General features: G+C 47.7%; 1 protein-coding gene. It reads left to right on the top strand.

Translation table 11 applies throughout. The annotated features are described in order from the left end of the window. Positions 1 to 824 (top strand): Ig-like domain-containing protein (locus tag H7T98_RS10100; protein ID WP_260315526.1); only part of this gene is annotated, 824 nt, incomplete at both ends.

Below are 824 nucleotides of genomic sequence, written 5' to 3'. Positions count from 1 at the left end.
GACCCAGCAGGAAACACTTCAGATGCCAGCGATCCAATGGTAGCAACAACTGATACAACAGCTCCAGCTAAACCAGTTGTCGCTACAGACCTTACTGACAAAGCAGGTACTAAGACTCCGGTTGAAGTGAGTGCAGAACCAGGAACTAAGGTTGAATTGTTCGATAAAGACGGCAACAAGATTGGTGAAGCAACAGCTGATGAAAATGGTAAAGCTACGATCACACCAACTGTAGCAATTCCAGCCGGTAATGTAACAGCGAAAGCGACAGACCCAGCAGGAAACACTTCAGATGCCAGCGATCCAATGGTAGCAACAACTGATACAACAGCTCCAGCTAAACCAGTAGCGAACACAGTTAAAGCTGGTGACACAGCAATCACAGGTACAGCCGAAGCAGGCTCAACAGTAGAAGTAACGCTTCCAGATGGCTCTAAAGTATCGGCTAAAGCTGGTCAAGATGGTAACTTCAGTGTACCAGTCAGCGGTTTGAAGGAAGGTGACACAGTTTCTGTCACTGCAACAGATGATGCAGGCAACACATCAGCACCAACTACAGCAACAGTAGCGAAAGCCGATGATAAGACAGCACCAGACGCACCAGTTGTGAACACAGTTAAAGCAGGCACTACAGCAGTAACAGGAACAGCCGAAGCAGGCTCAACAGTAGAAGTCACTCTTCCAGATGGCTCTAAAGTATCGGCTAAAGCTGATCAAGATGGTAACTTCAGTGTACCAGTCAGCGGCTTGAAGGAAGGTGACACAGTTTCTGTCACTGCAACAGATGATGCAGGCAACACCTCTAACCCAACATCAGTGACTGT

This window comes from Streptococcus sp. 23.2 (assembly GCF_016648665.1).
Taxonomy (GTDB): Bacteria; Bacillota; Bacilli; order Lactobacillales; family Streptococcaceae; genus Streptococcus; species Streptococcus salivarius_E.
This window is presented reverse-complemented; position numbering and strand designations above follow the sequence as displayed.